We start from the raw sequence: 21670 nt of genomic DNA, 5'->3' as shown, positions 1-21670 counted from the left end.
GAGTCCGGGGACCTCAGGGAGCTCAGGGACCTCAGGGACTGCCAGGTCCGCAGGGCCCGCAGGGGCCGCAGGGCTCCAGCGCGAGCCTCGCCACGGCGTTCCAGGGCAGCCTCACGTTCATCGGAGCCGCCAGGAGCGACGGGGCGACACTGATCCGGGATCTGCGAACGGTGCCCCGATGGGTCGACATCTCGTCGCTGGCGAACTATCCGGGCAGCGTGGTCGCCGTCTCCCTGGCGAGCATGGGCAACGACATCCATGTCACGGTGCGGAGCGCGATCGGCGAGATCGCTCACACACGGTGCACCGTGCAGCCCACGCCCGGCACACCCGGGAATCCCGCGTGGCCGGGGAACTGCACCGCCTTCGTCGACCTGACCCCACCGAACTGAGCGCCGCCGGAACGCGCACCGGCTCCGGGATCAGGCAGTCGTCGCGGCGCGGTCGGACTCGCTGCGCAGGACGCAGAACTCGTTGCCTTCGGGATCGGCGAGGACGGCCCAGCCTGAGCCGTCCGGTTTCCGGTGGTCAGCGACCAGGGTCGCGCCGAAACCCAGCAACCGCTCGACCTCCGCCTCCCGCGAGGTCTCCGGACGCAGGCACAGGTGGATCCGGTTCTTGATCGTCTTCGCCTCCGGCACCTGGTTGAAGTGCAGCAACGGGCCCTCCGGCAGCATCACTTGGACCTCGGGGTCACCCGGTCCGTCCTCCGGATGCAGCGGATGGCCGGTCACCCCGCTCCAGAACCGGGCCAGCTCATAGGCATCCGCACAGTCGATCGCCACGTTCTGCACCACCAAGGCCATGAGCAGGATCGTGCCTGAGCGCCGGCCCGTCCGCCACCGAATTTCGGCGCGGACCCCGGGGTTGGACTCTCCCCTCGGGGCAGACCCCATGCTGAAGGGCATGGACGGAGATCTGCTGCCGATCGGGCAGTTCGCCAGGCTCGGCCGCCTCAGCGTCAAGCAGCTACGCCGTTACGACGAGCTGGGGCTGCTGGTGCCCGCCTACGTGGACGAGCAGACCGGCTACCGCTACTACCGGCCGGCGCAGGCGCGCGAGGCCTTGTCGATCGGGTTGCTCCGCTCCCTGGACGTGCCGCTCGCGGTCATCGGTCAAGTCCTGTCGGGTACCGCGGGCGTCCTCGCGGGGGTGCGCGATGACCTGGAGGCGGAACTGGCCAGGCGGCGCCGGACCATCAGGACCCTGGAACGGGTGATGGCCGAGGGACTCCCGTCGACACAGATCCGTCTCGTCACCGAACCGGCGCGCAGAGTCGCGATCGTCAGGGAGAGCGCGGCGGGACCGCAGGACATCGGCCGCGCCACGTCGGCGGCCGTCGCCCGGCTGGGGACCGGCGCGCCCGGTCTCCCCGTGCAGCTGATCGGGCTGTTCCCGATCGATCTGGGCGATCCGGTTCCGGTCGACGTCGCCCTGGTCACCGGCGAGCCGGTGTCAGGGGCCGAGCTGGACATGCTGCCAGGCGGCGTCTTCGCCTGCGCCACCCACATCGGCCCCTACGACCAGATCCCGCTCACCACCCACGCCCTGCTGAGCTGGTGCGCGGAGCACGGCCACCCCGTACACGGTCCGATCCGTGAGGTGTACGTGTCGGATCCCGCCACCACGGCACCCGAACAGCTCGTCACCCACCTGATGATTCCCCTGGAGGAGCAGTCATGACCCCACAGCTTGTCGACCGCGGCCCTGTGACCTGCCTGAGCGTCACCGGGCGCGGTGAACCCGGTGGCACCGAACACGTCTCGGCGATCCGGGCCCTCCATACGGTCGCCGCCGTGCTGAACGTCCAGGTGGGTCCCTTGGAGGGCCTCTGGTGGGTGGAGGATGAGCAGCACTGGACAGAGGCGCCGCGCGACCAGTGGCGCTGGCATCTGCTGCTGTCGCTGCCCGGCGCGCCGGAGCCGGGAGCGGCCGACGCCGCCAGGGAGACGGCGCGCGTCTCCGGCGCGGCGGTCGACCGGGTACAGGTGGTCACCTTCACCGAAGGACAGTGCGTGGAGCTGCTGCACGAAGGCCCCTACAGCGAGGAGCACGTGTCGCTGAAGGTGATGGACGATTTCATGGCCGCCCGCGGCCTTGTCCGCAACGGCCTGCATCACGAGGTGTATCTGTCGGACTTCGACGACCCTGCCCCGCGCACCCTTCTCAGGCAACCTGTAGCGCTCGCCTGAGCACCGCCGTACAGCCATCGTGGAAGGTCGGCTTCCAGACGTGCCCCCGCTGTGGCACTACGCCTAATCCCCGCCCCCATGGGGATGTCCGATGCGCCTGCCAGACCCCGGCCAGCTACGCTGCCGCCTGCACCCACCGATGACCGGCTCTCGTCAGTTCACGGGATCACGCCGGTTGCAGGAGGCGACGATGAGCCACGAAACCACCCCATCGCACGTTGCCGAGGCCGCGATCAACGCCTACGAGCACTACCGCGTCGAGGTCGAGGGCGTGCCGGTGCACTTCATGCGCAAGCCCGGGGCCGGCGCCCCTTCCCTTCCGAACGGTGAGACCAGATGCAACCTCAGTATCAGCCGGCCACGGGCCGGGACTCCGGCAGTGGCCTCGTCCCCGACGACTTCACCGTCCCCCCGGACCTGGCCACCTCACAGTTCCGCCTGGAACCCCTGGGACCCCGGCACAACGCTGCCGACCACGCCGCCTGGACCGGCAGCATCGAGCACATCCGCGCGACCCCGGGCTTCCAGGAGCGAGGATGGCCTCCCGCAGCCGGGATGCCCCTGGAGGCGAACCTCACCGACCTGCGGCGTCACGCGGACGACTTCGCTCGGCGCCGCGGATTCACCTACACCGTCCTGGAGCCGGCCGGCGACGAGGTGATCGGCTGCGTCTACATCTATCCCTCCCGCAGCGACGGCTACGACACCGACGTGGCTTCCTGGGTGAGGGCCGACCGGGCCGAGCTGGACGCACCCCTGTACGGAGCCGTGACGGCCTGGCTGTCCGGACACTGGCCCCTCGGGCGGCTCAACTATCACCCGCGTTGAGACCACATCCCTCCCGCAGGGGCCGGACAGGCCGGCCCCTGCGTGACATCTCGCGTTAAAGCCCCCGAATGCGCCATCCCGGTGGATCGTTCCGGACATATTCGGACCATGAATCGATCTCCGCTTTCAACCTGGGCGACACGGCCGCGTCCCGGCTAGGCCGTCCGAGCCGTCATGGCGCGCCAGCCGAAGGTGACGGTGCCGGTCAGGAGCACCACCCCGGACAGCACGCCGCTGACGAACGGTACCCAGGCGATGGCGGCCGTCGACACCATGACAAGACCGGCGACGCCGAGCAGGGTGAGAACCACCCCGGGGATGGCGATACTCCAGTCCTTCCAGATGGGCGCGAACGCGATGAAGTGCACGCCGACCACGAACGCCACCCAGGCCACGTTGGTCTGCTCAGGACGTTCCCAGGCGGTGAGCACCCGGATTCCGCCGAAGAGCAGGATCACCTCGGCGAAGACGACGATCAGGTAGCCACGGCCGAACATGTTCCGCTGCGGGCCCGCGGTGGGCCGCTCCTTCCGGGCTGAGGCGAACCACATGGCGAGGACACTCGCGGCCCCCAGGCAGGCGGCCACCCGCAGGATGTTCACGGCCACGGTGTTCAGCGGGCTCTGCGCGTTGACGACGACGAAGACCGCGCCGAAGACCGCGCCAACCAGTAATCCAGTCATTCGTTGCATGACGTCATTGAAGTCCGTACCGGATTCCGTCTGCACGGGGGCTGGGGCGAGGATGAGGTCGGCCTGGCACTACCTCGCCGCCCCGCGCAGATAGGCGAGCACCGCCAGCACCCGCCGGTTGTCGTCCTTGGTCGCGGGTAGCTCAAGCTTGACGAACACGCTGGCCACGTGTTTACCGACGGCCGCCTCCGTGATCGACAACGCGTGGGCGATGGCGCTGTTGGACCGCCCTTCGGCGATCAGAGCGAGCACCTCGCGCTCGCGCGGGGTCAGCCGGTGCGTCGGCTCGGTGACCTCCCTGCCCTTGGCCCAGGTCCGCTCGAACAGGTCGATGAGGATGGTGATCAGACTCTGCTGCCTGATCGCCAGGGCGCCCGGCGAGTAGGCGACGGGGGTGATCCGGAGGAACGCCACCGTGCGGTCGAAGACGAGCAGTTGCTGGATCGGCTCGTCGACGACCCGGTGCAGGTTACCGGCAGCATGCAGCTCGCTGATCCGGGCCGCCTTACGGGGGTCGTCCAACACGCTCGCGTGAACGATCGTGCGCATCGCCATGCCGCGCCGCAGCTCGTCGAGCACGCTGCGCCTGCTCTTCTGCTCCTGGCGGCCCTGCTCCCGCGAGCCCACCGGATGCATGGCGCGCAGCTCGCTCGCCGACTGGGTGGCCTGCGCGATCTGCTGCCGGACGAGCTCGCTGTCCCCCAGCCGCTCGACGTCGACAGGGATGCCGCGTAGCTCACCGACCACCTCTTCCAGCCGATGGGCAAGCTGGGCCAACGACACGCTCTCGTCCACACGCCTCCTTCACCGACCGCGCCACCCCTCACACCTGACGCGGACCCTGCTGGCAGATTCTGACCAGTGTGATCCATACGGTGCCGGCGGATGACGTCCGGATCCTCCGCAAGACGCTTGTCAGCCGCCCCAGAGATGCTCCCCGAGACGGTCGAAGAACGCCAACCGGCCCGCCTTGGCCCGCCCGGCCGGTTCAGCAGGGGAGAGGCGGCGTGCCTTTCTGCTCCTGCGTGCCGGACCGCGTTCGTTTATACGGGCCTGGATCGCTCTCCATACGAGCCGAGGTGCGTGGTCAAGGAGGCCGAGGACGCAGAGGGCAACCTCGAAGTCTGGTTCGACCCGGAGTCGGAGGACACCTCCTACATAGTGAGTGCGTCCACCTGGCCCTGCTGAGGCGATCACGGCCGGGTCATCTCATGGAGCCTTTCCCAGCCTGTCGCCGCAGCTCAGCCGGGAGGCCTCCGCCGCGACGAGGCGAGAACCTGCACCGGGCAGACCGTCCTGCGCTCGGGCCGGCGTTCTCAGCTGTTCCATGCTCACGATCAGGCTGAACAGCTTCGACCATCCGCCCAGGGCAGGAGATCGTTCCGCGGGTATCCCGTACGGTGAGTTCAGGGCATGGGCACCGAGTCAGGCTCAGCGGTGCGTCGCTCGCGCCGGGGGCGCTGTCTGCACGAGGCCCTGCGTAACCAGCCCATATGGTTCTCATATGCCTAAAAGTCTCCGCCTTGCGCCCATTACCCCCGCCAATATCGAGACGGCTATCGCCGTGAAAGTCCGCCCCGACCAAGAACACTTCGTCTCACCGGTGGCGAAGTCGCTGGCCGAGGCTTACGTCCACCCAGGGGTGGCCTGGCCACGCCTCATCTTCGACGGCGACCATCCCGTGGGCTTCCTCATGGCCTTCCTCGATATCGACTGGGACGGTAAGGGGATCGATTTCCGGTCCGGCTTGTGGCGGCTCAATGTGACACCCGACGCGCAGGGACGTGGAGTCGGTCGCTTCGCCTTCGAATCAGTGGCCGCCGAAGTCAGGCGGCGCGGTGGCACGCACATGTATGTCACGTGGGAGCCGGGAGAGGGCGGCCCCGAGGGCTTCTACCAGAAGCTCGGGTTCCAGCTCACAGGCGAGAAGAGCGGAGGCCAGACGGTCGGGGTGCTGGATCTGACGGACCCCTCGTAACGGCGAGCATCGTGGTTCGGTGGGCTGGGGCGCGCATAGCGGCGATGTCGCCGAGCAACTCGCGAACGGCGTGATCGGTGTGGGGTGCCGAAGCCGTCTCCACAGTGGCGAGAAGCTCCAGCCCCCAGGTGGATTCGCTGCGCTGGGCGGACTCCAGGGAGCGGCGCGCAGGTGATTCCTTCGGCGATGTCGCCGATCCGGAGTTGGGGCTGGGCGATGTCGGCGTAAACGATCGCGGCCTTCTCGCGGTCGTTCTCCTGGGCAGCAGCGGACAGGGCGGTCCGGCCGGCTTCGATGACGTGGTGCTCATCGCCAGGTCGCACGTAGGTGGAGAGCTGGAAGGCGGCCATGCGGCCGGGGTCCAGGAAGCGAGTCCGGGCGCGTTCGCGGTGCGGGCGGGCTCAGCCGGCCACCTCGCCGACGAACAACTCAGGCGGGAGGTCAACAGCGGCCTGCAGGTCGCCGAGAACCGGAACTCCGCCAACGACAAGATCTTCTACGGGCGGGAAGGCGTCCTCAGCGGCGCCGACCACGAGCACGCCGAAGTCTCCATGCTCGCCCTCCGCCTGCTCCGATCCTCGCCGGTGTTCATCAACACCCAGCTCCTGCAAGCCGTCCTCCGCGCCCCGGCCTGGGCGAACAAGCTCGCCGCCGAAGACCGGCGCGCCCTGACCTCGCTGTTCTGGGCACACGTCATCCCCTACGGCCGGTTCCACCTCGCCATGGACAGCCGTCTCGACCTCGGAACCGCCGTGTAACGACCATGAGGGGTGCCACCGGAACACGGCGGAGCCGGGCCACACTCTTGATCACTGGTCGTTGGGCTCGTGGGCTTCGACTTTCGTGTGGAGGACCTCGCGGGCCTGCTCCGCGGCACGGGCGATGCTCTCGGAGACGGAGTCGACGAAGCGGGCGATGTTCTCCAGGCTGGCGGCCCTCGGGGCGCGAGGGCCTGCGCCGGGGGGCGTTCGGTGGTGCGGTAGGCGGCCTGCGCCGGGGGAGCGGCGTTCGGTGGCGCGGGGGGCCTGCGCTGGGGGGCGTTCGGTGGCGCGGGGGCCTGCGCCGGGGGCGGCGTTCGGTGGCGCGCTGGGCCAGGTCGGCGCGGTAGGCGGTGGGACCGCCGTTGCGCATCACCTCACGCGTGATCGTCAAGGCCGGACGGTCGAGGCGTCTGGCGATCTCCGCGCAGGCGAGGCCGCCGGCCGGCCCCAGCACGATCTGCCGGCGCTCCCGCCGGGCGAGGCCGCCCGCCGGCATCGCGGTCCCCTCCGTGACCCCCGATGCCGCCACGATAGCGTTCACTCTCGATCCATTGCAACGCGCAAAGACATCGCTGTTGCATTACATTCAAAGCCAGTGCAACGATTTTCCGGCTCTGACCTGCATTAACTCTGATTGAGCGCAACGAACCTGTTGCGTCATTCTGGAATGCAACGTAGCGTTTCCAACATCAGAAACAACGAGCCGCAGGAGAGCACGATGCAGAAGTTCGACACCCCCACCCCGGTGACCGCCATCCTGAACATCCCCGCCGGCCGCATCCGGTTCATCGCCGCCGACCGGGCCGACACCGTAATCGAGGTCCTCCCCGCGAACGCCTCGAAGAGCCGCGACGTGAAGGCGGCCGAGCAGACCGAGGTCGCATACGGCGACGGCGTCCTGCGGATCAAGGCCCCGGAGGCGAAGAACCAGATCCTCGGCGCCTCCGGATCCATCGAAGTCACCGTCCAGCTGCCCGCCGGCTCCCGCATCGAAGCGCAGGCGGCCGGCGCCGAGCTCCGGGGCGTCGGACGGCTCGGCGACGTCGCCTTCGAGGCCGCGCAGGGCTCGGTCAAGCTCGACGAGACCGCGAGCGCCCGCCTCACCCTCCTCGCCGGCGACGTCTCGGTCGGCCGCCTGGGCGGCCCCGCGCAGATCAGCACCCAGAAGGGCGACCTCCGCATCACCGAGGCCGTGCGCGGCACGGTCACACTGCGCACCGAGGCCGGCGAGATCTCCATCGGCGCCGCCCGCGGAGTCTCGGCCTCCCTGGACGCCGGCACCTCCTACGGCCGGATCCACAACGCGCTCAAGAACACCGACGGCGCCGACGCCGCCCTGACCATCCACGCGACCACCGCCTACGGCGACATCACCGCCCGCAGCCTCTGACCCGCACCCTCCGAGGAGCACCACCATGACGAACCTGGCCATCGCGGCGAACGGGCTGCGCAAGTCCTACGGCGACAAGGCCGTGCTCGACGGCGTCGACCTGGCCGTCCCCGAAGGAACGATCTTCTCCCTGCTCGGCCCGAACGGTGCCGGCAAGACCACCACCGTCCAGATCCTGTCCACCCTGATCCCGGCCGACGGCGGCACCGTCCAGGTCGCCGGCCATGACCTGGTCCGCAGGCCGGACGACGTGCGCGGCGCGATCGGCGTCACCGGCCAGTACTCTGCCGTCGACAAGCTGCTCACCGGCGAGGAGAACCTGCTCCTCATGGCCGACCTCAAGCATCTGCCCCGCAGGGACGGCAAGCGCAAGGCCGCCGAACTGCTCGACCGCTTCGACCTGGTCGACTCGGCGCGCAAACCGGCCGGAACTTACTCCGGTGGCATGCAACGCCGGCTCGACCTGGCGATGACCCTGGTCGGCGACCCCCGCCTGATCTTCCTGGACGAGCCCACCACCGGCCTCGACCCGCGCAGCCGCCGCTCCATGTGGCAGATCGTGCGTGAGCTCGTCGCGAGCGGCGTCACCATCTTCCTCACCACCCAGTACCTGGAGGAGGCCGACGAGCTCGCCGACCGCATCGCCCTCCTCGACCACGGCCGGCTGATCGCCGAAGGCACCGCCGAAGAGCTCAAGCGGCGCATCCCTGGCGGCCATATCGAGCTCACCTTCGCCGACACGCACCTGCTCGACACCGCTCGCCACCTCCTCGGCGCGGGGATCGCCGATCCCGAGGCGCTCACCCTGCAGGTGCCGAGCGACGGCGGCGTCCGCGCGATCCGCGAACTGCTCGCCCTCCTGGACGAACGCTCGATCGACATCGACGACATGAGCGTCCACACCCCCGACCTCGACGACGTTTTCCTCACCCTCACCGGCCAGCAGAAGGAGGCCACCCGATGAGCACCCTCACCTTCGCCATGCGCGACTCCTCCACCATGGTCCGGCGCCAGCTCAAGCGCCTGCTCCGCTACCCGTCCATGACCGTGCAGCTGATCGCCACGCCCGTCATCATCCTGTTCCTGTTCGTCTACGTCCTCGGCGGCACCCTCGGCGACGGACTCGGCGGCGGCCGCAGCACCTACGTCAACTACGTCGTCCCCGGCATCCTGCTCATGGCGGCGGCCACCGCCGCGACCGGAACCGCCGTCATGGTCGCCACCGACATGACCGAAGGCATCATCGCCCGCTTCCGCACCATGCGGATCTCCCGGGCCTCGGTCCTCACCGGCCACGTCGTCGGCAGCGTCGTCCAGCAGCTCCTCGGCATGGCCGTCCTCATCGGCATCGCCCTGGCGATCGGCTTCCGCCCGAACGCCACCGCCGCCGAATGGCTGGCCGCCACCGGAATGCTCACCCTGTTCGCCGTGGCCATCACCTGGCTGTCGGTCGCCCTCGGTCTGAAGTCCCCGACCCCCGAGGCCGCCGGCAACGCCCCGATGCCCCTGATCCTGCTGCCCTTTCTCGGCAGCGGCTTCGTCCCCACCGACTCCATGCCCACCGCCCTGCGCTGGTTCGCCGAATACCAGCCCTTCACCCCGATCATGGAAACCGTCCGCGGCCTCCTCCTCGGCACCCCGATCGGCAACAGCGCCGCCATCGCCACCGCCTGGTGCGTCGGCATCGCCGCTGTCTCCTACCTCTGGGCCAAGAACATCTTCAACAAGGCCTGACCATGAACCGGCCGACCAGGGCCGTCAGACCACGGGTCTGACGGCCCTGAGCCTTTCCACCCGTCGCATCGACCGGATCGCAGCGAGTGCTCGACGTAAGACATCCCGTCCGGAGATCCTCGCCGACTGCCGTCAGGCCGATATCGACGCCTGGTGTGCCGACGCCTACACCCGACGCCGGAACACCCACCCGTTCCTGTGCTGGGCCGCGAACGACGAGACGCTGCCCGTTGTCACGATCCCGCACCTGCCACCACGGACCCCGCCCCAGCCAAATCGTCGACCGGTTCCCACGGTTGCGGCACGTGTGGGCTGACCAGGGCTTTCGCGGGAACCGGTTCATCGGCTGGGCCGAGGATGCGCTCGGAGTGACGGTACGGATCGTGGTGCGCCGCGACGGCGGCATGGGCTCCACCTGGAGCCAGGAACGACGCACCGCCGCGCGAGGTGCCCCGCATCGGGGTGATCCCGCGCCGCCGGGTCGTGGAGTGGACCTGTGCCCGGTTTCGGGTGTCCGAAAAATCGGATAACGGGACCACTTCTTTCTCGTCAACCTTGATGATCGTTGACTACTCTTGGTCTTCGCTTTTACCAAACATGAGGACATTTCAGGACTTCGGCAACAGGGGCGGCGAGTAGCTGAGCTTCCGCAGTTCCAGCCCCTTCCGCCCCCGATGGCTTCCCCTCCCTCAGCCCGTCCAGCTCAGGACGGTCCGCTCCCCTCGGAGGACCAGTGAGACTACGGTCTCTACTGGCGAGCACCGCTGTGCTCGCCATCACCGCGACGGCCGCGCTGGCCGTCGGGTCACCAGCTCAGGCAACCACCGACGACCCCACTGTGGCCAAGAGCCTCGCGGCCGAGGTGCAGAAGGGCGGGAAGGTACGCGCGATCATCGAGATCGAGCACGGCCAGAGCCTTGCGGATGTGGCCAGGACCGCCGAAGCGGCCTCAAGCGAGACCAAGGTCATCAGCAAGGCCGGCTCCGACGGGTTCCTCGTCGCAACCATCGACAAGCCGACCCTCGCCGAACTCAAGACCGACAGCCGGGTGAAGGCCATCTACAAGGACGAAGTGAGCAAGCCGACGCTCGACGTCAGCACCAAGCTGATCGGTTCGGACAAGGCCAACCAGGCGGGCTGGACCGGCAAGGGCTCCACCATCGCGATCCTCGACACCGGCATCGATCGGGATCACCCGTTCTTCGCCGGGCGGATCGTGGGCGAGGCCTGCTTCTCCAGCTCTGATTTCGACCCGTACTACCTGGCCGTCTTGGTATGCCCCAACGGCGCCGACGCGAAGCCAGGCACCCGGCCCCTCCGACCTCAGCACGGCCACCGACCCTCTGCCGGTCCCGGTCCCGGACACGTGTAAGCGGGGCAAGGGCACCAAACCACTGAACGCCAAGCGGTGGGCGGCCGAGATGCTCTGCGGAAAGGGGACGCTGGACGACAGGACCCTCGTCTGCTACCTGTCGCTCGCGCAGAACGGCAGCAAGGTCTTCCCCGAGGTGACCGACGCCGGCTCCCTCGGCAAGGCCTACAAGGTCCTTGCCCCCAAGAGCAAGACCGCCAAGGCTTTGCTCGACCGTGAACTGCTGGCCGCCTGGCTCAACTACGCCCACGGTGTCCACAACGGCTCCACCAAGGTCCACGGCAGCACCACGCTGACGAAGGCCATCGGCATCGCCGAACGGTACCGCACCGCCAACGGCACGTCCGCCCAGCTCAAGAAGACGACCGGCTACCTGTACAAGCACGTCAACAAGTAGAGGACGGCTGAAAAAATCATGGTCGGGGCGCTCCGAGACGGTGCAGGAGCAGCATGCGGGTCACGGCACAGATGACGCTTTCCGAGGTCGTGATCAGGTACTCGCAGTCTCGCGACAGGCGTCGATAGCGGCCCAGCCAGGCATATGTCCGCTCCACGCCCCAGCGACTCGGCGGTCTCGCTCTTGCTGAACGCCGGGGTGCACACGCCGGAGATCGCCAAGCGAACCGGGCACGGGGTGGGCGTGCTGCTCAAGGCCTACGCCAGGTGCATCGACGGACAGCACGAGATGGCGAACAGGCGGATCCTGGAAGCGCTCGCGACGTGAGACCCCTGACAGTGCGACACGAAGGACCCCGGGCATCCCCTCGGGGTCCTTCGTCGTATCGGCCCCGGTGTCCCCGGCAGCGTTCCGCGAACCTCCGGAACCTCCAACGCCACCTGGAAAACGTCGCCGATTCCATTCCGTGCATGTTCCGCGAACAGTGGCGCGGGGTCGCGTCCGGCTGCACGTGCCGGGAGAGATCAGCAGGAACGGAGACCCGGCTCAGAGCCTTGATTCCCGGTCGGAAGTGCTAGAGCGCCTGGCCCCGACCCCGGAAACTACGGACCAAAAGCTCGGACGATCATGTTTCCAGACAGTTCGATGCAGATCGTTGATCATTCCGAACATCATCCGAATCATGAAGTGAGTAGCCTCGTGCTCTTTCCCGGCCGATCATCCCGTCGCCGCCGTCCCACCTCTCTGGGAGCAGGCCAGGGACAGGAGTCAAGGTGAAGCACCCTACGTCCGAACGACCTTGACCCCTGCCCCTGTCATCCGCCGACAGTGCTGATCACACCGTGATCATGCGGGCCGGTCATTGACCGTTGCGCAACTCACGTTCGCGCTCTCACGCTTGCCGTTCTGGTTCTTGAGCACCCATATGCCCTTTTCATTGAAGCGGATCCATGCATCGTCATCGCTAAGTCCCCGTATCCAGCCGGCGGACACACCACCGAATATCCGCACGCCCTTGTCCTGGTCCAGGAACTGGATATACCCCTTGCCTTCGCCTGATCCGTGGATCTCGTTGGTGATCACGCTGTTCACGTCGGCCTTGTCGGCAAACACGGTTCCCCAGGCTTGTCCGGCCCCCTTGCGTACGTTCAGGCCTTCCTTGGGGAAGCTGATCCATCCGTCGTCGGTGCTTCTTCCTTGCACCCACTCGGTGTTGACGCCGTTGAGATCGGCCGTGTCGGCGTGCACGGTTCCCCATGCTCCGCTTCCCTGGCGGACGTCGAGCCCGTCCTGGGGGAAGGTGATCTTCCCGTCGTCGGTGCTTCTTCCCTGCACCCACTCGGTGTTGACGCCGTTGAGATCGGCCGTGTCGGCGTGCACGGTTCCCCATGCTCCGCTTCCCTGGCGGACGTCGAGCCCGTCCTGGGGGAAGGTGATCTTCCCGTCGTCGGTGCTTCTTCCCTGCACCCACTCGGTGTTGACGCCGTTGAGATCGGCCGTGTCGGCGTGCACGGTTCCCCATGCTCCGCTTCCCTGGCGGACGTCGAGCCCGTCCTGGGGGAAGGTGATCTTCCCGTCGTCGGTGCTTCTTCCCTGCACCCACTCGGTGTTGACGCCGTTGAGATCGGCCTTGTCGGCGTGCACGGTTCCCCATGCTCCGCTTCCCTGGCGGACGTCGAGCCCGTCCTGGGGGAAGGTGATCTTCCCGTCGTCGGTGCTTCTTCCCTGCACCCACTCGGTGTTGACGCCGTTGAGATCGGCCTTGTCGGCCGTCACAGTCCCCAGCCCACCGGAGTTGTTGAAGATCTCCACCCCTGTGCCGGTGAAGGTGACGCGCCCCTTGTTCGCCGTCCCCTGGACCCAGGGGGTGTCGATGCCAGTCGTGGCGGTGAGGGTTTCCAGGACGGGATAGCGCACCTGAACGGTCGTGGTGAGGAAGTGCTGCTTCTGAGTGGTGGGGTCGGTGGCGACCAAGATGTAGGTGGTAGCCCGCTTCGGGGCTTCGGCCGGCGACCAGGTATGCGTGCCCTGGGCGATGTCCGCACGCCCGCCGGGGAACCGGATCTCGTAGCTGAAGTCGTCGGACCCATCCCAGCTCAGCGCGAGGTCTTCTCCGGCGTCCAGCATGGCCTTGTCCGGGCGGAAGTCGCGCGGTGCCGGAATCTCCTTGGGAGCGGCCTTCACCACCGGCACCGCCGCCTGGCTGGTCTGCCACCCTTTATTGGTTTTGATGATCTCGGTCACCATCAGCACGGCCACCCCGGCAGTGGGAGCGACGGTGACGTTCTCCAGTGTCAGCACCATGTAGTCACCAGGCGCGAAACCTTCTATGCGACCGCTCTGGGAGGTGACCTGGAAGACGTTGGCGCCTTGCGGCTGGACAATCACCGGCTGGGTGTCCGCCTGGGGGTTTGACTGGGTGTCGGTGTACTCGCCCCTCGGCTTGATCGTGCTGATGTCCCGGGTGAGATGGCCGGCGCCGTCACCGACGGGCACCTTCACCTCGATCCTCAACCAGGGAACCGTCCGTCTGGTGTTGGTGACCATCAGATACATCGTCCCCGTGGACGGAGACCGCCCGTCCACTGACGCCTCCAGGGATGTCGGGTCGGTAAGGATGGTGTAGGTCAGCGCAGTCAAGGTCACGACTCCTTCACTTGGCAGACAGCACAGGTCGATGCCCTACGCACTACGAGAGAACCGGGCCGGGCAGAACAGGCGGCGGCACGGGTGAGGCGTCTGGAACCCCCGCTTGTGACGCACCACAGAAGAGCACCCTCCAGATCCAAACGCCAGGATGAGAGCCCAGCAAGAGCACTCAAGGGGGCCATAACGAGGCGCTTCGGCAATATCCTCAGCGTCTTGACAAGCATTCGGACCATGCCCCACTGGCAGCGCTGCGAACGCCTGCCAGCCGTGACAAGCGCGGTGATTGAGTCCGTGCTGGAACGATGACTGGCCTATCCACGACGTTCGGTGGGCCGGGGCTGAGACATCCGTTGGGCGGAAAGGCGGCCATGCGGCCAGGGTCGAGGAAACGGGTCCGGGCGCGTTCCCGATGAGCTCTCGCTCGGCCGTAGGTCTCTTCGGCCTGGGCAGCAGGTCACCCACTTGGGCCGTCACCGGGGGCGGCCAGTTCCTCGGCTTCGCGGCTGAGTAGCCATGTCCGGGTGGCGTCGTCGCCCTGGTCGGGGAGGAGCTGCCGGGCGCTACTCAAGGCGCACCGCAAGCTCCAGGCCGCGGAGCGTCCAAAGGCGGGGATCGCTGGGAGGATCACGATCTCGTCCACCAGTGGGTTTCAAGAGGGCTACTTTCCAATCAGTGATAGGGCTTCTCGCCAGGGCGGAAGCACCCTTCCCGGTCATGATCACAGAAGATCATCCCGCATATATCACGCGAGGTTGAACACGACACGATCGACCTTGGGCTGTTCCGGATGCGCAAGGTCGACCAGAGAACGTGTGGTCTATCCTGAACGGCTCTGTATTGCAACTCTTCCGCCCTCGGTGGGTCGAGGCCCTGGGGCAGATCAGTCGACGGAGTAGAAAATCAAGCAAACGAGCAGCGCCATCAGGATCACGCTGGCGAGAAATATCCCCAATATGATCCCGAAGAGTCTGCCACCAGGTCCCTGAAACCTCAGGAAGGCTCCGACGAGAGCCCCGAGCGCAGGCAATCCGACCAAGATCAGTACCGGAATAAACGCCGGAGTAACCGGTTGCCGCAGCCCGGGCTCACTCATCTTGATCACGACGTGGATCGGCATGACCATAAAGATGGAGCTGAACAAGATGAGGATGAAGGCTAGAGGCTTGTAGTTTTGCTCGTTCGGATTTGAGGAGTCGACAGTCATAGTGGCTGGATGCTGCCATCGCTGTGGCGCAGCGTCAAGATCAACAACTGTTGGAGTTGAGGCGAGTGATGGAAGCAAATCTGTGCTGTCAGCTTGGGAAGCCTCTATCGCGACTGGGCACTGACCTGATGAAACGTTGACCTTCGGGGGAGCGGGTCGAGCGACCGTGATTCCCCGTGAGTCTCTCTTGTTCTTCCTCCTGACGGGCACGCGACGGGCACGACATCCGGACTCGGAGTGCTCTGCGGTAGATCCGCCCCTGTCCCTCTTGTGACTGCCAGTCAGCTCCCCTGCTGAAGGATCGGCCGCCAGAACTGGAACTTGTAGATATCGGCTCGGTAGATGTCGCGAGGAAAGTCGGTCTCCCGATCATTCTCCAATGTCTTGTGCTGTGCCCGAACGAGCCAGGTGGCATCCCGGTGACCCAGGTCAAAAACCTCGTGCACGCCCCACTCCCCGTTGTAGAACCCCCTGAGCTGGATCTTTCCCGACCGAAGGAAGATCTCGCCGGTCCATGAGTGGTCCCAAGCCGACTCAGGTGCGGGAGGTTGATCACTCCATAGTTCAAGCCGGACATCCGCTGTGATGTCCCGGGGAGTATCACAGACCAGGGCATTGGGGCCGACCTCGATCCAGTCCTCATACCGCCCCCATTCCTGCTCCCACGGGGCCATCTCCTCGCCGTTGATGGCCGCACCGTCGACCACCATCCAACGCCCGGGATCGTCATGGACCTTCTCCAGCAGATACGTAATGAGTTCTCCCATCAGCCTCAGCCTCTTCTCGGTTTGATTCGTGTGGATCTATCGGTATATCTCAACGTGGATTGAAGCAGGCAGGGACGACAACTCCTGATCATCGATACGCGAGCCCGTACCGCCAGAGGATGAGGTATTCGGTGGGTCGGGACTGAGGAACGAGGTCCCGGGCCGTCGATCGCCCCCAGCCCTCTACGGAGATCAGCCACCGCCAGGCGATCGTAAGGGCGGTAGTCCAACGGGCCGAGTCTGGAGATCCTCTTCCCCGCGTGCGATCATCAGCTCATGACGTTGATCAGAAAGGGCCATGCCGCGTAGGCGCCCTTCGGAGGTCCGCGCACGGGGATCGATGTGCGGAACCCACAGAGCTTCGATCCATCAGGTTCCGGGGCTCGGACGTCGCCCCATGGCGGCAGTGATCGCGCTGGAGCACACGCAGATGCGGCCGGGCACGGTGGCCGGGGCACTGCTGGCCTGGACGCAGGCGGTTCTTCCCGGAAGTGTCGACCGGATCGGTCCCGGGTGCATCTGTCCTGAGTGCTGCGGAGACGCACCACGTTGGCGGCTGGAACAGGCGCTCATCGCCTTACCCCCCTGGGCCAGACCGTACCTCTACAGCCTGGTACTCCCCATCGACAGAAGCTTTCTCGCCCGGACATCGCCGGACCTTCGTGCCTCACCTGACTGGCCGTGGTGGCAGCAACGGCGACGTCCGTACTTCAGGGAAGACACAGGCTGACCGAACGGCGGTGCGGCCTCGGTACGGCGGCTGAGGTTGCGTCCACGGATGTGGTGTACGGGTTCCGCCGGTGGCGGGCAGCGACAGCAGTGCCCGTTCACCTCCGTTCCGGCTCAGGGGTGTCCATCCGCGCGGCGCCGTACGGGATGAAAGGTCAAAAGCGCAGCGAGGGTGGGTGGGGTGGCCGGGGCCGACCCATCTCTGCGGCGCCGTACCGGGTGGAAGGTCAAAAGCGCAGCGAGAGGTGGGTGGAGTTGCCGGGGCCGCCCTTTCGTGCGGCGCCGTACGGAGTGCTCCCCGCTGCGCGGGCCGGGGAGGGGCGGTGCAGGGGTTTTCCTTGATCTGTTGGGATTAGCGGCGCCATGGACCGCCAATCCCAACAGATCAAGGAAAACTCCTGACCACTACCGCTCCCGGGGCTCATCGGCGCCCGCTCTGCCTCGCCCGATCCACCACCGACCCCCTCACCAGGCCTTCCCACCCGCCCATCGGCCGGCTCCTCCTGAGCACCGCCCCCCGGACCACGAGACACCGGCTCGCGCGGATGAAGCGGCCTCCGGCCACCCCACCTGCCCTCGTTGCGCTTTTGACCTTCCACCCGGTACGGCGCCGCACGAAAGGGCGGCCCCGGCAACTCCACCCACCTCTCGCTGCGCTTTTGACCTTCGACCCCAATACGGCGCCGCGCCGTTTGACGGCGAACGACCCCGACGCCACCCCCGACCCCGATCCCGGCATCACCCTCGGCCCAGCCCCGGCACCGGATACTCGTACACCACGCCACTGGACGTGACCCCACAAGATGGCTCCGCGTAGATGAAGGCCCGCGAGACAGCTCTCGGGAGTCTTGTCGAAGCGGAAGGCCAGTCCGCGCCACTCTTTGATGCGATTGATGCACCGTTCCGCCGTGTTGCGCTGCTTGTAGAGGTCTCGATCATGGTTGACCGGGCGGCCGCCGCGGGAGCCACGTTTCTTGCGGTTGGCCGCCTGATCGGTCTTCTCGGGGATGACGGCCGTGATGTGGCGTCTGCGCAGGTAGCCGCGGTTGGCGCGGGAGGAGTAGGCCTTGTCGGCGGCCACCGCGTCCGGGCGGGTACGTAGTCGGCCGACGGGCAGGCGGATCTTGATGCGGGCCAGGACGGCGCGAAACTGCGGGCTGTCTCCGGCTTGGCCCGGGGGCAGCCCGAAGGACAGCGGACGGCAGCGCCGGTCGGCCGACAGGTGGACCTTGCTGCTCAGTCCACCCCGAGAGCGGCCCGGCTTGGCTGCCGTCAGCCGTGTTCGGCGCCGTCGTCGTAACCGCCGGCGTTCGTCTTCGTCCCCGTCTCCACCGGGTTCACCGTTCTGGGTGTTTTGCCCCTTGGGTATAGCCCCTTTTCCTGTTCGGCGGCCTACTTCAGCGCCTTGAGCAGCTCACCGTCCAGGACCATTCCGGCGGCGTGGTGGTAGGCGCGGGCGCTGGTGGAGTCCACGCTGCCCAGGTCAAGGCCGGCCTGCCCACGCGCAGCGGCCTCAGCGATCATGGCCTGCATCAGCTGCTCGAAGACGCCGGCCGTGGCCCACGACCGGAACCGGTCGTAGACGGTGGACCAGGGCCCATACTGCCCGGGCAGATCCCGCCACGGGCTGCCGGTACGAAACCGCCACATCACGGCGTTGAACCGCTGCCGCAGGTCCGGGATCGAGCCACGCTCACCCAAGGGCAGGTGAGGATCGACAAAGCCCATTCATCATCGGTGAGCTCTCCACGCGCCATGGCGATGGCCTACCAGGACAGCGAACCACCGCGCAGGCGAATCTTTCTGATCTCAACTCCGTACAGGCCCTGACAGAACGTGGCGGCCGCATTGTCGGTGAGGCAGGGACTCAGAACGCGGGCCTGCAATCCGGCGGCGATGCGCGGTGTGAGGTCCTCCTCTGGGACGACGCCGTCGCGACCTCCGGAGGAGCCGGCCGAGACCCGGTGACGATGTGCGGGGCACCGCCGCGACGGCAGATTGGGCAGGGTGAACACCTCTCCTCCAAGAAGCCGCCGTACGATCGTGCCGGTCCTGATCATCGTCGTCTGGTCGGCGAGTTATCTGGCCCTCGGCCTGCTCTGGGCTTTCGGAGGGCCCGGATATCCGTTCGACGCCAGCCGTGCGGGCGCGGGCAACACCCTGCTCGATCCTCTTCCGGCGGCGGCCGGCGGGGGCGTGCTGGCGATGTCGGCGCTGGTGGCCGGCGTCGTCGCCGTGCTCGCCGCCAGAGGCCCGCTCAACCGGGCCCCCGCCGTCGTGGCCGTCGTGGCCGGCGTCGGCCTGGCGGTGCTCCTGCCCGACGTGCGCATCATGATGACCGCCGGGTACCTGCCGGTGATGCTGGCTGCCGCGCTCGTCGGCCAGGCCGAGTTCTCGATGATCGCGACCATGCTGACGTGGCCGAGCGTCAACCTGCTCATCCTGATGGCGGCCGGCGTCAGCCTGATGCTCTTGGGGACGCGCGCGCTGATCGGAGGGCCCGGACGGCCCGGCAGCGCCGCCGGCGCGCTACGGATCGGGCGGTATGCGACCGCTGTCGCGGTCGCCGTCCCCGTCGTCTACGCCGTCACCCGCTTCGGCTGGCTCCTGGGCGTGCCCGTCGGCATCAGCGACCAGTTCCTGGCCTACATCTCCGAGATCACTTCGATCGGCGCCGGTCTCAGCACGCTCGGTCTCGTCGGCGCGGTCCTGACCGTCGGCTTGGTCCGGCCGTGGGGCGAGATCTGGCCGCGCTGGGTGCCGTTCCTGCGCGGGCGGCCGATTCCGGCGCGATTGCCGGCCTACTCGGCTCTGGCCGTCTCCCTCCCCATCACCTCCGCCGGACTGATGTACGTCCGCAAGAAGCTCACCGGCGAGCAGGTTGGCCCGGCGGGGGCGGCCGACGAGCTGGGCGCCTGGCTGCCGGAGATGTTGTGGCCGCTGTGGGGTGTGGCCCTGGCGGTGGCCGCGCTGGCGTACCTCTCCCGCCGCCGGCACCTCGCTCACGCACGCCGACCATAATGGTAGGCGTGCGAGAGTCCCCGTCCCCTGCCGGCGCCGTGATGGACTCGTTTCTCAACCGGCATCAGGTGAGCACCGATGCCATGCTCGCCGTCCTGCTCGTCCTGCCGCTCGGCCTGGTCTCGTTGAGCCTGCTCCGGGCCTCGGACAGTCCCCTGTCGCTCCGCCTGCTCGCGGGTCTCGGCCTGCTGGTGCTGCATGGTTGCGTCGTTCCGCGTCGGCTGCGCCCGCTGGCGGCGTACGGACTGGCCGCCGTGGCGATGCTGCTGCTGGTGGCGCTGCCGCCCCTGCACGACCCGGACGGCGCCTACTATCCGGCGGTGCTGCTGCCGAGCACGCTGGTCTTCGGGCTGCTGCTCTACACGGCGTCCGGCCGGCTCGGCCTGCTGCCCAGCTTGGTCTGCCTGGCCGTCGCCCTGATGGGTGTGGTCCTGGTCCTGGCGCGTCTGTGGAATCCGGCCTCGTGGGGCGGCTCTTCGGGCTCCTACGAACTGGTCGCGTGGCGGATCGGGCTGTCGGTCGGCCTGTTCGCCGCAGCGGCGTGCCTATGGTCGCTGGGCCGCCTCAGCCGGATCCGGATGTTGTTCCTGTCCGAGCTCAGAGCGAAGGCCGAGCGCGCAGAGGCCGACCGTGCGCGGGAGCGGCAAGAGGCGGCGCGGGCGGAGCGCGACCGCATCAGCCGCGAGATGCACGACGTGGTGTCCCACTCGCTCGCCGTCATGGTCAGCCAGGCGGAGGGTGGCAGGCTGTCCGACCCCGGCTCGCCCGGGGCGGGTGTGTTCGCCACCATCGCCGGGGTCGGGCGCGAGGCCCTGCGCGACATGCGCGGGCTCCTGGGCGTGCTACGCGCCGACGGCGGCACCACTCCGCAACCGGGCCTCGGCGACCTCTCCGACCTGCTCGACCAGGTGCGCGATACGGGCGTACGGCTCGCCGTACAGGAGGTCGGGGACGCTCTGCCGCTGCGCCCCGCCGTCGACCTGACCGCCTATCGCGTCATCCAAGAGGGGCTGACCAACGTGATCAAACACGCGGGGGCGACGGCCGCGGCCGACATGACGCTGGCCTGGCGCGCGGACAGACTGCACATCACCATCACGAACGACGGTGCCGGGCCGCCCGCCGGAGAGGCCGGCGTCGGGCTGACCGGGATGCGCGAACGTCTCAGCATGGTGGGAGGCACCCTGGAGGCCGGCAGACGCCTCGGCGCCGGCTTTGAACTGTCGGCCACCCTGCCCTATGAGCCGAGGAGTCTCCCATCATCCGGATCATGATCGTCGACGATCAGGAGCTGCTGCGCAACGGCCTGACCATGGTCGTCAGGTCCCAGCCCGACATGGAGGTGGTCGCCGAGGCCGCTGACGGCCTGGCGGCCCTGAAGGCGTTGGAGTCGCGGCGCGTCGACGTGGTGGTGATGGACATCCGTATGCCCCGAATGGACGGTGTCATCGCCACCAGGGAGATCCAGCGGCTGGACGGCCCGCCGAAGGTGCTGGTGTTGACCACCTTCGATCTCGACGAGCACGCCCTGGCCGCGCTGCGCGCCGGTGCGAGCGGGTTCATGCTGAAGGACGCGCCAGGTGAGGAGATCATCGCTGCGATCCGGCACGTGCACCGGGGTGACTCGATCATCGCGCCCGCCACGACCCGGCGGCTCATCGGGCGGCTCGTCGCGAAGGCCGACACCGACCCGGACGCCGTGCTCAAGGTGCTCACGGAGCGCGAGCGTGAAGTCTTCCTCAGCCTGGCCCGAGGCGCGTCCAACGCCGAGATCGGGGTCGAGCTGTTCTTGTCGGAGACCACGGTCAAGACTCACGTGGGGCGCATCCTGACAAAGCTCGGGCTGCGCGACCGGGTCCAGGCGGTGGTCCTAGCGTACGAATCCGGCGTTGTCACTCCGGGCGAGCGTTAGGCACTGGCACCGATCAAAGCGCCGCCGCGTGACTGCTGCCACGA

At 67.6% G+C, this 21670-nt stretch carries 23 protein-coding genes and 2 pseudogenes; 15 read left to right on the top strand and 10 right to left on the bottom strand.

What is annotated here, in order from left to right; translation table 11 throughout:
• Nucleotides 1–170: 170 nt before the first annotated feature.
• Complete coding sequence (locus SROS_RS50655) at nucleotides 171–392, top strand: hypothetical protein (protein ID WP_052316838.1); 222 nt, start codon at nucleotides 171–173, stop codon at nucleotides 390–392.
• Between the two features lie 30 nt (nucleotides 393–422).
• On the opposite strand, the gene SROS_RS49065 is transcribed toward SROS_RS50655, so the two are convergent.
• Nucleotides 423–806, bottom strand: a complete 384-nt coding sequence (locus SROS_RS49065) for a VOC family protein (protein ID WP_012887012.1) — start codon at nucleotides 804–806, stop codon at nucleotides 423–425.
• 100 nt (nucleotides 807–906) lie between these two features.
• Between SROS_RS49065 and SROS_RS01055 the strand changes: the two genes are divergently transcribed.
• The 3 genes from SROS_RS01055 to SROS_RS01045 all read left to right on the top strand — a co-directional run bounded on the left by SROS_RS01055 (nucleotide 907) and on the right by SROS_RS01045 (nucleotide 3020).
• Nucleotides 907–1683, top strand: a complete 777-nt coding sequence (locus SROS_RS01055) for a MerR family transcriptional regulator (protein ID WP_043654423.1) — start codon at nucleotides 907–909, stop codon at nucleotides 1681–1683.
• Nucleotides 1680–2192 (top strand): GyrI-like domain-containing protein, encoded by a 513-nt coding sequence (locus tag SROS_RS01050; RefSeq protein WP_012887010.1) that lies wholly within the window; start codon nucleotides 1680–1682, stop codon nucleotides 2190–2192. Before SROS_RS01055 ends, SROS_RS01050 begins: the two co-directional genes overlap by 4 nt.
• Before the next feature lie 336 nt (nucleotides 2193–2528).
• Nucleotides 2529–3020, top strand: a complete 492-nt coding sequence (locus SROS_RS01045) for a GNAT family N-acetyltransferase (RefSeq protein ID WP_012887009.1) — start codon at nucleotides 2529–2531, stop codon at nucleotides 3018–3020.
• Between the two features lie 155 nt (nucleotides 3021–3175).
• On the opposite strand, the gene SROS_RS01040 is transcribed toward SROS_RS01045, so the two are convergent.
• Both SROS_RS01040 and SROS_RS45555 read right to left on the bottom strand, forming a co-directional pair.
• A complete protein-coding gene (locus tag SROS_RS01040; RefSeq protein ID WP_043651081.1) occupies nucleotides 3176–3712 on the bottom strand; it encodes a hypothetical protein in 537 nt (178 codons plus the stop codon).
• 69 nt (nucleotides 3713–3781) lie between these two features.
• Nucleotides 3782–4507 (bottom strand): helix-turn-helix transcriptional regulator, encoded by a 726-nt coding sequence (locus tag SROS_RS45555; protein ID WP_012887007.1) that lies wholly within the window; start codon nucleotides 4505–4507, stop codon nucleotides 3782–3784.
• Nucleotides 4508–5216: 709 nt separating this feature from the next.
• Between SROS_RS45555 and SROS_RS01030 the strand changes: the two genes are divergently transcribed.
• Both SROS_RS01030 and SROS_RS49060 read left to right on the top strand, forming a co-directional pair.
• Nucleotides 5217–5690: a GNAT family N-acetyltransferase gene (locus SROS_RS01030; protein WP_012887005.1), complete on the top strand. Its 474-nt coding sequence runs from the start codon at nucleotides 5217–5219 to the stop codon at nucleotides 5688–5690.
• A gap of 128 nt (nucleotides 5691–5818) precedes the next feature.
• Nucleotides 5819–6448 (top strand): Tn3 family transposase, encoded by a 630-nt coding sequence (locus tag SROS_RS49060; protein ID WP_012887004.1) that lies wholly within the window; start codon nucleotides 5819–5821, stop codon nucleotides 6446–6448.
• A gap of 277 nt (nucleotides 6449–6725) precedes the next feature.
• Here the strand turns inward: SROS_RS49060 and SROS_RS54320 are convergent.
• Nucleotides 6726–6947 (bottom strand): annotated as a pseudogene (locus SROS_RS54320) (helix-turn-helix domain-containing protein); the annotation flags it as partial.
• Between the two features lie 222 nt (nucleotides 6948–7169).
• Between SROS_RS54320 and SROS_RS01020 the strand changes: the two are divergent.
• From SROS_RS01020 to SROS_RS01000, 5 genes are all read left to right on the top strand, one after another.
• Nucleotides 7170–7841 carry a DUF4097 family beta strand repeat-containing protein gene (locus tag SROS_RS01020; protein ID WP_012887003.1) on the top strand — a complete coding sequence of 224 codons (672 nt, stop codon included), beginning with the start codon at nucleotides 7170–7172 and terminating at the stop codon, nucleotides 7839–7841.
• A gap of 25 nt (nucleotides 7842–7866) precedes the next feature.
• Nucleotides 7867–8805, top strand: coding sequence for a daunorubicin resistance protein DrrA family ABC transporter ATP-binding protein (locus SROS_RS01015; protein WP_012887002.1), 939 nt, complete (start codon nucleotides 7867–7869; stop codon nucleotides 8803–8805).
• Nucleotides 8802–9575, top strand: coding sequence for an ABC transporter permease (locus tag SROS_RS01010; protein ID WP_012887001.1), 774 nt, complete (start codon nucleotides 8802–8804; stop codon nucleotides 9573–9575). The genes SROS_RS01015 and SROS_RS01010 overlap by 4 nt, the downstream gene beginning before the upstream one ends.
• Before the next feature lie 766 nt (nucleotides 9576–10341).
• Nucleotides 10342–10947: a S8 family peptidase gene (locus SROS_RS01005; RefSeq protein ID WP_043651077.1), complete on the top strand. Its 606-nt coding sequence runs from the start codon at nucleotides 10342–10344 to the stop codon at nucleotides 10945–10947.
• Between the two features lie 49 nt (nucleotides 10948–10996).
• The gene (locus SROS_RS01000) at nucleotides 10997–11344 is read left to right on the top strand and encodes a hypothetical protein (RefSeq protein ID WP_043651074.1); all 348 of its coding nucleotides are present in this window, start codon (nucleotides 10997–10999) and stop codon (nucleotides 11342–11344) included.
• Nucleotides 11345–11360: 16 nt separating this feature from the next.
• Here the strand turns inward: SROS_RS01000 and SROS_RS47040 are convergent, their stop codons facing one another.
• Nucleotides 11361–11501: a hypothetical protein gene (locus SROS_RS47040; RefSeq protein ID WP_081452998.1), complete on the bottom strand. Its 141-nt coding sequence runs from the start codon at nucleotides 11499–11501 to the stop codon at nucleotides 11361–11363.
• Here SROS_RS47040 and SROS_RS49055 point away from each other — a divergent pair.
• On the top strand, nucleotides 11489–11671 hold the full coding sequence (locus SROS_RS49055) for a hypothetical protein (RefSeq protein WP_043651070.1): 183 nt from the start codon (nucleotides 11489–11491) through the stop codon (nucleotides 11669–11671). The two genes, SROS_RS47040 and SROS_RS49055, sit on opposite strands and share 13 nt — an antisense overlap.
• 519 nt (nucleotides 11672–12190) lie before the next feature.
• Here SROS_RS49055 and SROS_RS00990 read toward each other — a convergent pair.
• The 5 genes and pseudogenes from SROS_RS00990 to SROS_RS49045 all read right to left on the bottom strand — a co-directional run bounded on the left by SROS_RS00990 (nucleotide 12191) and on the right by SROS_RS49045 (nucleotide 18708).
• Nucleotides 12191–13984, bottom strand: coding sequence for a hypothetical protein (locus SROS_RS00990; protein WP_012886999.1), 1794 nt, complete (start codon nucleotides 13982–13984; stop codon nucleotides 12191–12193).
• A gap of 889 nt (nucleotides 13985–14873) precedes the next feature.
• A complete protein-coding gene (locus SROS_RS00980) occupies nucleotides 14874–15197 on the bottom strand; it encodes a hypothetical protein (RefSeq protein WP_043651062.1) in 324 nt (107 codons plus the stop codon).
• Between the two features lie 281 nt (nucleotides 15198–15478).
• Nucleotides 15479–15964, bottom strand: a complete 486-nt coding sequence (locus SROS_RS00975) for a hypothetical protein (protein WP_012886998.1) — start codon at nucleotides 15962–15964, stop codon at nucleotides 15479–15481.
• A 1525-nt stretch (nucleotides 15965–17489) separates the two neighbouring features.
• Nucleotides 17490–18450: pseudogene (locus SROS_RS48505) on the bottom strand (IS5 family transposase); the annotation flags it as partial.
• 9 nt (nucleotides 18451–18459) lie between these two features.
• On the bottom strand, nucleotides 18460–18708 hold the full coding sequence (locus SROS_RS49045; protein ID WP_012886997.1) for a hypothetical protein: 249 nt from the start codon (nucleotides 18706–18708) through the stop codon (nucleotides 18460–18462).
• Nucleotides 18709–18736: 28 nt separating this feature from the next.
• Between SROS_RS49045 and SROS_RS50650 the strand changes: the two genes are divergently transcribed.
• The 3 genes from SROS_RS50650 to SROS_RS00955 are packed head-to-tail and all read left to right on the top strand — an operon-like array spanning nucleotide 18737 to nucleotide 21626.
• Nucleotides 18737–19714 carry a hypothetical protein gene (locus SROS_RS50650; protein ID WP_012886996.1) on the top strand — a complete coding sequence of 326 codons (978 nt, stop codon included), beginning with the start codon at nucleotides 18737–18739 and terminating at the stop codon, nucleotides 19712–19714.
• Nucleotides 19715–19722: 8 nt separating this feature from the next.
• Nucleotides 19723–20988, top strand: a complete 1266-nt coding sequence (locus SROS_RS50645) for a sensor histidine kinase (RefSeq protein ID WP_169369214.1) — start codon at nucleotides 19723–19725, stop codon at nucleotides 20986–20988.
• The gene (locus tag SROS_RS00955) at nucleotides 20985–21626 is read left to right on the top strand and encodes a response regulator transcription factor (protein WP_012886994.1); all 642 of its coding nucleotides are present in this window, start codon (nucleotides 20985–20987) and stop codon (nucleotides 21624–21626) included. Before SROS_RS50645 ends, SROS_RS00955 begins: the two co-directional genes overlap by 4 nt.
• Nucleotides 21627–21670 lie beyond the last annotated feature (44 nt).

The sequence above is a fragment of the Streptosporangium roseum DSM 43021 genome (genome assembly GCF_000024865.1).
Lineage (GTDB): Bacteria > Actinomycetota > Actinomycetes > Streptosporangiales > Streptosporangiaceae > Streptosporangium > Streptosporangium roseum.
This window is presented reverse-complemented; position numbering and strand designations above follow the sequence as displayed.